At 65.5% G+C, this 7,838-nt stretch carries 10 protein-coding genes and 3 pseudogenes; 4 read left to right on the forward strand and 9 right to left on the reverse strand.

The window, feature by feature from the left end; translation table 11 throughout:
• A partial coding sequence (locus ABZY33_RS35600; RefSeq protein WP_356495865.1) for a transposase occupies window positions 1-610 on the forward strand: 610 nt, incomplete at its 5' end.
• Between the two features lie 248 nt (window positions 611-858).
• On the opposite strand, the gene ABZY33_RS35605 is transcribed toward ABZY33_RS35600, so the two are convergent.
• Both ABZY33_RS35605 and ABZY33_RS35610 read right to left on the reverse strand, forming a co-directional pair.
• Complete coding sequence (locus tag ABZY33_RS35605; RefSeq protein ID WP_356495866.1) at window positions 859-1,179, reverse strand: MafI family immunity protein; 321 nt, start codon at window positions 1,177-1,179, stop codon at window positions 859-861.
• Window positions 1,180-1,183: 4 nt separating this feature from the next.
• Window positions 1,184-1,597 (reverse strand): annotated as a pseudogene (locus ABZY33_RS35610) (transposase); the annotation flags it as partial.
• Here ABZY33_RS35610 and ABZY33_RS35615 point away from each other — a divergent pair.
• Window positions 1,566-1,688, forward strand: a pseudogene (locus ABZY33_RS35615) (IS5/IS1182 family transposase); the annotation flags it as partial. The pseudogenes ABZY33_RS35610 and ABZY33_RS35615 sit on opposite strands and share 32 nt — an antisense overlap.
• A 24-nt stretch (window positions 1,689-1,712) precedes the next feature.
• Here the strand turns inward: ABZY33_RS35615 and ABZY33_RS35620 are convergent.
• Window positions 1,713-2,747, reverse strand: coding sequence for a pentapeptide repeat-containing protein (locus tag ABZY33_RS35620; protein WP_356495867.1), 1,035 nt, complete (start codon window positions 2,745-2,747; stop codon window positions 1,713-1,715).
• Window positions 2,731-3,033: a hypothetical protein gene (locus tag ABZY33_RS35625; RefSeq protein ID WP_356495868.1), complete on the reverse strand. Its 303-nt coding sequence runs from the start codon at window positions 3,031-3,033 to the stop codon at window positions 2,731-2,733. Before ABZY33_RS35625 ends, ABZY33_RS35620 begins: the two co-directional genes overlap by 17 nt.
• 406 nt (window positions 3,034-3,439) lie before the next feature.
• Between ABZY33_RS35625 and ABZY33_RS35630 the strand changes: the two genes are divergently transcribed.
• On the forward strand, window positions 3,440-3,826 hold the full coding sequence (locus ABZY33_RS35630) for a hypothetical protein (RefSeq protein WP_356495869.1): 387 nt from the start codon (window positions 3,440-3,442) through the stop codon (window positions 3,824-3,826).
• Between the two features lie 838 nt (window positions 3,827-4,664).
• Window positions 4,665-5,473 (forward strand): IS5 family transposase gene (locus ABZY33_RS35635; protein WP_356495870.1). Its coding sequence is split into 2 segments (ribosomal slippage): window positions 4,665-5,012 and window positions 5,015-5,473, totalling 807 coding nucleotides; the frame shifts between segments, so codons are not numbered across the junction.
• On the opposite strand, the gene ABZY33_RS35640 is transcribed toward ABZY33_RS35635, so the two are convergent.
• The 5 genes and pseudogenes from ABZY33_RS35640 to ABZY33_RS35660 form a co-directional block, all read right to left on the reverse strand.
• Complete coding sequence (locus tag ABZY33_RS35640; protein ID WP_356495871.1) at window positions 5,452-5,976, reverse strand: hypothetical protein; 525 nt, start codon at window positions 5,974-5,976, stop codon at window positions 5,452-5,454. The genes ABZY33_RS35635 and ABZY33_RS35640 overlap by 22 nt on opposite strands.
• Before the next feature lie 32 nt (window positions 5,977-6,008).
• A pseudogene (locus ABZY33_RS35645) lies at window positions 6,009-6,329 on the reverse strand (transposase); the annotation flags it as partial.
• Window positions 6,330-6,390: 61 nt separating this feature from the next.
• On the reverse strand, window positions 6,391-6,747 hold the full coding sequence (locus tag ABZY33_RS35650) for a hypothetical protein (protein ID WP_356495872.1): 357 nt from the start codon (window positions 6,745-6,747) through the stop codon (window positions 6,391-6,393).
• A 19-nt stretch (window positions 6,748-6,766) separates the two neighbouring features.
• Window positions 6,767-7,593, reverse strand: a protein-coding gene (locus ABZY33_RS35655) for an IS5 family transposase (protein ID WP_356495873.1) whose coding sequence is annotated in 2 segments (ribosomal slippage) — window positions 6,767-7,243 and window positions 7,246-7,593 — 825 coding nt in all. Because the reading frame shifts where the segments join, the coding sequence is not laid out codon by codon here.
• Window positions 7,594-7,643: 50 nt separating this feature from the next.
• Window positions 7,644-7,838: transposase (locus tag ABZY33_RS35660; protein ID WP_356495874.1), on the reverse strand; the 195-nt coding region annotated here is incomplete at its 5' end.

Raw genomic sequence — 7,838 nt, forward strand, 5'->3', positions numbered from 1 at the left:
GGTGGCCGTGTACTACCGCACGAACCTCACGATGCGGCAGCTCGCGCCGCTGTTCGGCATCTCGCCGGCGACGGTGTGCCGGGTCATCCAGCGGCCCGGTCCGCTGCTGGCGCTCGAGCGTGCTCCGCGGCCGGTGACGGACACCGAACGGCTGTGGATCGTAGACGGCACCCTCATTCCGGTCCGTGACCGCAGGGTCGGTGCCTCGTCCCGTAACTACCGGTTCTCGGCGAACGTGCAGGTCATCATCGATGCGGACACCCGCCTGGTCATCGCGGCGGCCCGGCCGGCGCCAGGTAACAAGGCCGACGCGCATGTCTGGCGGGGGTCGGACCTGCCCGCTCTGGCGGCGGGCACGACGGTCATCGCGGACGGCGCCTACCTCGGCACCGGCCTGATCGTCCCGCACCGCAAGAGAGCCGGCCGCCCCCTGCTGCGCGGGCAGGAGAAGGACAACGCCGAGCACCGAAGGGTGCGAGCCCGTGTCGAGCACACCTTTGCCCGGATGAAGAACTGGAAGATCCTGCGCGACTGCCGCCAGAATGGAGACGGCCTTCACCACGCGGTCCAGGCCGTCGCCACCATGCACAACCTCGCCATGGCGCGGTGAAACAGCAGGCCAGATGCTACTTCAGCCTGCCAAAGCCAGACCTTCTGCAACACCCTTTAGCGCCTTTGCACTGTCAGAGACGGTGCGGCTTCTGCAGCGCGCATAGACGTATGCGTTTCATGGCTGCCGGGCAGCAAGGGTGCATCGTCGAGGCTGCGCACCGTACGCGTACTTCGTAAGGCGTGCCCGTACGAGAGGCCCGTCCGCTGGCTAGGGCTCTGACCGGGGAGGTTCGCCGGGTTGGCGGGTCATTCCTTCTCGGAGGCGGCTGCGAGGTGGCGGTGGCAGAGGTCGGCAGCCGTGAGGTGGGGTGTGTGCAGCGCATCGCTGTAGAGCCGCATCTCACGAGCTGCTAGGTCGAGGTGCTGCCAGAAGGTGAGCGGCAGGTCGAGGTCGTCACCGAGATCGACGAGACAGTCGAAGGCCAGACCCAACTCGTTGTGCTCCAGGAACTCAAGCGTCGCTGAGAGGTCGATGTTCGCCAGGCCCGTCAGGTGGGCCCGAGCGGCGTCGAGGTGGTTACGGGTGCGGTTCCAGCTGGCCTGAACTGCCTCACGATCAGCGGTCATGGTGTCAGTGTCGCCGGTGTTGTTCGCATGGCCACGCGGCTTTCGCCGGTCGTGCGTCCCAGCGGATGCCCTTCTCGCTGCGGATACGGGCGCGCTCGCGCTGCTGGGCGGTCAGCACGTCGGGATGGCGGGCGTTCTTGTTCCGCCAGCGCAGATAGGCGTGCAGGGCGCGCGTTTGGGCGGTGTGGTTACGGTGGTTGGAGTTGGCGACGGTGAACTGCTGCGGCGGTCCGAAGTGGGCCTCGATCGGATTGGCCCAGGAAGCGTAGGTCGGCATGTAGCACAGCTTGACCTTGTTCTTCTTCGCCCAGCGGCGGATGTCGGCGCCTTTGTGGGCGGACAGGTTGTCCAGGATCACGTAGATCAAGGCGCCGTCGGGCCGGGCGGCACGAATCGACTTCAGCGCAGCCAGGGTGCTGATTCTGCGCGACTGCCGCCTCAAAGGCAGCGGCGTTCACGAATCCATCCTGGGCATCGCACGCCTGCACAACATGGCCCTCACCGGATAGCTCCCACCCCATACGGGACAACCTTTAGGAAACTGGGACGGGCGGTACGGACAGGTCTGCACCGCTGTTTCCGGAACCTTGCACGCGGTACCGGCCGCCTCCGAGGGCCACGGACCGCGCCCGCATCCGGGCACCGAAGTCGTCGGGCCATTGGGTGCGCTCTGACCAGACAACCTCGATGAGGTCCGTGCCAGCTAGGCGTGCATGGGTCAGGTTCGCGCCTGTCAGGTTCGCGCGGGTCAGCTTTGTACGGGTCAGAATTACGTCGGTCAGGTTCGCGTCCGTCAGGTCCGCATCGGAAAGGTCCGCACCCATCAGATCAGCTTTAACCAGGTTCGCGCGGGTCAGGTTAGCTTCGACCAGGTCCGTGCGGGCCAGGTATACGTCGGGCAAGTTCGCGCGGGTAAGGTTCGCGCTGGTCAAATCCGAGGCGGTCAGCATTGCACGGGTCAGGTCCGCGTCGGTCAGATTCGCACCGGTCAGGTTCGCGCCCGGCAGGTACGCGTGCTTCAGGTACACGTCGGTCAGGTCCGCGCCGGTCAGATCCGCGATGACCAGGTTCACGTCGGTCAGGTCCGCGCCGGTCAGATCCGCGATGACCAGGTTCACGTCGGTCAGGTCCGCGCCGGTCAGGTTCGCGCCGGGTAGGTACGCGCGGGCCAGGTTCGCCCGGGTCAGGTTCGCGCCGGGCAGGTACGCGCGGGTCAGGTCCCCGTCGGTCAGGTCCGCGCTGGTCAGGTCCGCGCGGGTCAGGTTCGTCTCGGCCAGGTTCGCGCTGGTCAGGTTCGCGCCGGACAGGTCCGCACGCGGCAACATCGCGCCGGGCACCAGCGGCAAGTCCGCCCCGATCACCCTGTGCTCTACGGCGGGCGCTTGCCGGGGGCCGTTGTCGTTGTATGCCGGAACCTCGTTCCTCGCCATGAACTCGTGTTGGTACTGGGCTCCGCCGGCGATGAGAACACGCGCCCACCAACCGCTCGCCCGTACCCGCAGCCAGGGGCGGACCGGTCGGGCGCCCACGGCAAGCTGGCCCAGAAACGTGTCAGGAGGCGTCTTCACGAGTGCTCCCCTCGGCGATGGCAGATCGTCGGATGCGGGGCTTTTTTGATGCCGGGACCGCCTTCGGCTGAGGTGTCGGTTCGACCTCTACACCGGAGAGAATGCCCCGGATGGTGGCCGGTGCCCCGACGCCAAAGATGAAGGCGGGCCACGGTCCGCTGATCTGGTCATGTGCAGCCGCCGCCACGACGGCGCCCAGGGCGAGGCCGATCCCCAGCACGAAGAACCGCGGCATCAGATCGCCCTTGCCCTTGCGCCACGGCCACTTGTATCCCGCCGCGACCACGGCGGCCGACAGCGAGAGCAGCGAGGCAGACCCTCCACCGGCCAGGCCCCCACAGAGTTGCTTCCCACCACGTCATCCACCGACGATAGACGGAGAACACGGCGCTGGTTAAGGGAAGTTGACGAAACCAAGCCTGCGGCCCCATGCCAGGCAGCAGAGGAGGGGCCGCCGTGCCCGGGCGGTGGGCCCGCCGCCCGCTACCGTGGCATTGCAAGGCCACATTCGAACATGCCACAGAGGGGAGTCCGCTGCTGACGGAGCAGCCCCCGCCGTGGCCGTAGTTGGCCCGTGAGCGTTCCAGTTGAAGCGAGTACGAAAGGTGGCCCGTAAGCAGGCCTGCTGAGAGCCGTTGGCTGCCTGAACCCGCGGCAGAATCGGAACGGCCGCTACCAGAGAGAATCTCTAGATGAGCGGGAGCGAGCTGTCCGATGTCGAGTACGCCTTCGTGCTCAATGCGAGTGAGATCGACATCCTCCCTGGAGTCCGGGGAGACCTGGAGGAGCCTCTGGCGTCGGGGCCGGCGGCTGACCTGGCGCCCATACTCCTCGCACTTGTCGACCGTGGAATGGTCGAGGTCTGTCGGTACATCCCGTGGACAGCACCAGACGGTGCCACCGGCTATCAGCCGGGTCCCCCGATCCCGCGCGAGGACCTTGCCGATGTACTTGCCGTAGCCGAGGAGTGGGAGTACCCGGACGACTTCGAATGGCTGGGCCGACTCACACTGGTACTCGCCGAGAGTAATGAACGGGGGTTGGGCCCCTGCTGCCCGACGGCAAGCCGGACGTCATGATCGCCCCCGGTCCGACGCCGAACGAGGTAACCGTCGTCCTCCTGGGCAACCCCGTCGTACGCATCGTCGACACCACCACCGGCAAGATCACGTAGAGCATCGGGACCATCGAGGACGTCCTCGCGAACCAGTTCGACCGCAGCGGCCGCCACTTGGCGTTGATGCGCCGCGGATCGATCATCGAACTCTGGCAACGCGACCCGCCCCCCGCAGGCCCACCGTGCGCCGCGCAAGTGAAGCTCACGAGCAGGTAGGGCCAGTCCCTTCGTTCCTCTGTCGGCGCCATCACCGTATATACCGTTCCGCCGATACCCTGCCCGGCCAACGCTCAACTCGCCAAGTGAAGCACTCAGTCACAGCCCATCTGTGACTGAGTGCTTCATCTGGTCATTGAGCGTCTCAGGTGGCCGCTCACGTACTCAGTGCCATGAAAGGCTGCGGCATCACCTGCGATTTTGCTTCGACTACGGCCTCGACACTCCGTTGTGGCCTGGTCCATCGGATATGCCGGACTTCGACAGTCCCTACGGGTACCCATGCGCTCCGGAGAAACTGCCCATCGCCTCAGGCATCAGCGATGAGCTCACAAGACTCGCCGACCTGTACCAGTCTTCGCTCGACTGGGACAATCCGGCAGGCCCTTCACCCTGGACCCGCGACCAGCAGGAATCGTTCCAACGCGAGGCCGATGCGGTACTGGAGGCATTGCGTCGGGAGCTGGGGGACGACTGGGCGGTTGAGGACCGAAGGCACTGACGACCAACAACTGTGCTCAGCCGGCCGACTGGAGCGCTTAGAAGCCATTTCAGTTGGCGTGATCTTACGGCAGTCTGGGGTGATGACTGCTGCGCTTGTCGAACGGATGGCACCGGAAGACCTGTGGGAGTTGTTCCAGCGAGTGGTGCCGCCGGCACCGGTTCGCCCGCTGGGTGGAGGCCATCGTCGACGAGGTGACCGCGAGGTACTGGCAGCGATCATCTTCGTAGCCACCTCGGACTGCACGTGGAATCAACTGCCGCACGGCTTCGGGCTGTCGGGAGTGACTGCCTTCCGCCGGTTCACCGAGTGGACCGAAGCCCGGGTCTGGGCCAAGCTTCACCGCCTGGTCCTGGACGACCTCGGTTCCCAGGGTGGGCTGGACTGGTCGCGGTGCGCGATCGACTCCGTCAGCGTTCGGGCTCTCAAAGGGGGCTGCTGACGGGACCGAATCCGACCGATCGTGGCAAGAACGGGTCGAAAATCCATCTGATCGTCGACCGCGGCGGGTTGCCCCTGTCGATCGGCATCTCTGCCGCAAATCTCCACGACAGTCAGGCCCTCATCCCGCTGGTTCGAGGCATCCCTCCGATCCGCTCACGCCGCGGACCGCGACGCCGACGGCCCGGCAAGCTGCACGGCGACAAAGGCTACGACTACCGACACCTGCGACGGTGGCTGGCATCCCGCGGTATCCAACACCGACTTGCCCGCAGGGGCATCGAGTCATCCCAACACCTTGGCCGGCACCGCTGGGTCGTGGAGCGGACCGCATCCTGGCTGTCCGGCTGCCGACGCCTCCACCGCCGCTACGAGCGAAAGCCAGAACACTTCCTCGCCTTCGCCGCCATCGCCGCAACCCTCATATGTCACCGCAGACTGGCCAAGTGAAATGACGTCTTAGTCCACGGTCCTGTTCGGGTAGTGGCCAGTTCCTCTGCTTGGTGCCCGAACCACGTGCTCAGGTCGAGGTTGTCGCATGTCGCCGGGATTTCGGCTGGCAGATCGATGGCTGCCGCCAGCTTCTCGGCGAGCGTGAGTACTTGAGGAGCGCCGGCGACCATGGAGTCGTGGTCGTCGGACTCGATGGGCAACCAGATCTCCTCATCGAGCGCGAAGGGCACGAGCACGGTCCAGCCGCAGAGGATCTCCGATTCCTCTCGTGACAGGTGCGTCTGACATAAGGCGAGGAACCCGGTCATCGAGGGAGCCAGCTTCTCCTCGAAAGATTGCCCTGAGCCCGGTGCGAAGCCCGTCTCTACGGGGACGTTCTCGTAGGGCGGCAGGCCCCGCCGCCTGAGCTCAGCATCGAGCGCCGAAGCAACTTCACCCCATCCGTCCTCCTCGTCACCGAACCATTCCTCCGCGCCGACGCTCACCAGATACACACCCATGTCGGGAAGCTATCGTGCGCATCTGACATCGATCAGTGGGCCAACAGGACTCGCTTGCGGAGCAGTGCGAAGCCAGCCTGGCCGAACATCTGGCGCTTGAGCATCTTGATCCGGTTGACGTGTCCTTCGACGACGCCGGAGCTCCAGGGCAGGGTGAGTCCGGCGATGACCGCGTCGCGGTCTCGGTCGATGCCGGCCGCGAGAGTGTGGAGGCTGGGCAGGTCGTCCTGGCGGACGGCGTCGAGCCACTGCGGGAGGTGTTCGCCCTGGAGCTCGGTGAGCATCTGGGCGAAGGACCGGACGTGACCGGTGAGCGCGTCGAGTTCGGGGCAGTTGGCCAGGACGGTCTTAAGACGCCGTTTCTGATGGCCGCGCCTCACAAGATCGACTGGTTCGCCTCACGGATCGTGCTGCTCAATGGTCGGCAATGTGGAACTCCATCCATTCGATACCTGGGACCAGGAAGCGGGAACCTGCGTTTAAGGCAGCGACCCCTTCGAACTCATTGCCAGGCCCTGGAGCTAGGAGGGCCCAGGGTGTCGCAGCTCTCCATGCGTAGCGCAGGGTTGCTAGAAGGGCTGTCTCCGGCGTGGAGCACTGGAGGGGGGAGTTCAGCCGTATCTCGGCGAGCTCTGGGAACTTCCAGTACCGCTCGTAGCTCTCGAACTGGACGGTGCTGTCCAGCTGCGCGGCGAGGCGCGTGACTACGCCTTCGGCGCCACGACGATCGGCGACTCGAACATGGCAGTGCCACCAGATTGATTCGAACATGCGAGAGACCGTAGGCGTGTCACGTACGAGACGCTGGTCTATTTGTGAGGCGGCGGTGGCAGATCAGAGCTGCCGCGAGGCCGACGAAAGCTAGGAAGTGTTCAGCCTTTCGCTCGTAGCGGCGGTGGAGCCGACGGCAGCCTGCCAGCCAGGACACCGTCCTCTCAACGACCCAGCGGTGCCGACCGAGGTGATGTGAGGGCTCGACGCCCCTGTGGGCAATGCGGTGGCAGATTCCTCGTTGACGGAGCCATCGGCGGAGATGGTCGTAGTCGTAGCCCTTGTCAGCGTGTAATTTCGCGGGGCGTCGGCGTCGAGGCCCCCGCCGTGAGCGGATCGGCGGAATGCCACGGACGAGGGGTTCCAAGCCTTGACTGTCGTGCATGTTGGCGCCTGCGATGCCCAGGGACAACGGAAGCCCGTTCCGGTCGGTGATGAGGTGAATTTTTGATCCCAACTTGCCTCGGTCGGTCGGATGCGGTCCCGTCAACGGCCCCCTTTTGCGGCCCGGAGGCTGACGGAGTCGATCGCGCACCGTGACCAGTCCAGGGCGCCGCACAGGCCGAGTTCGTCAAGGACGACACGGTGGAGTCGGGCCCATACGCGTGCATGGCTCCACTGGGCGAAGCGTCGATATACGGTCTGCCAGCACGGCCCGAACACGGGTGGAAGCTGCCGCCAGGTGCAGCCCGAAGTGGCCACGAAGATGATCGCGGCCAGGGCCTCCCGATCACTAGCTCTACGCCGGCCGCCGCCTTGCGGACGCTTCACCTCTGTCGGTGGCACTGTCCGCCGGAACAACGTCCACAACTCATCGGGAACTAGACGCTCAACGAGACACTCCATGTGGTGCTCAACGCAGCGAACTCACCATCAGAAACGGCCTCTAAGAACGGCTAACACAATGACCTGAGTTGTCGGTGGGTGATGAGGCAGCAGGCCAGTTTGAGGAACGCTTCGTGAATGTCGGCTCGGCGTTCCCAGCGGACGCGGAGCCGGCGGAAGCCGTGCAGCCAGGCGAAGGTCCGCTCCACGACCCATCGGTAGACACCAAGTCCGGTGCCGTGGCGGGTGTTTCGGCGGGCGATGGC

The sequence above is a fragment of the Streptomyces sp. NPDC006552 genome (assembly GCF_040611655.1).
Classification (GTDB): domain Bacteria; phylum Actinomycetota; class Actinomycetes; order Streptomycetales; family Streptomycetaceae; genus Streptomyces.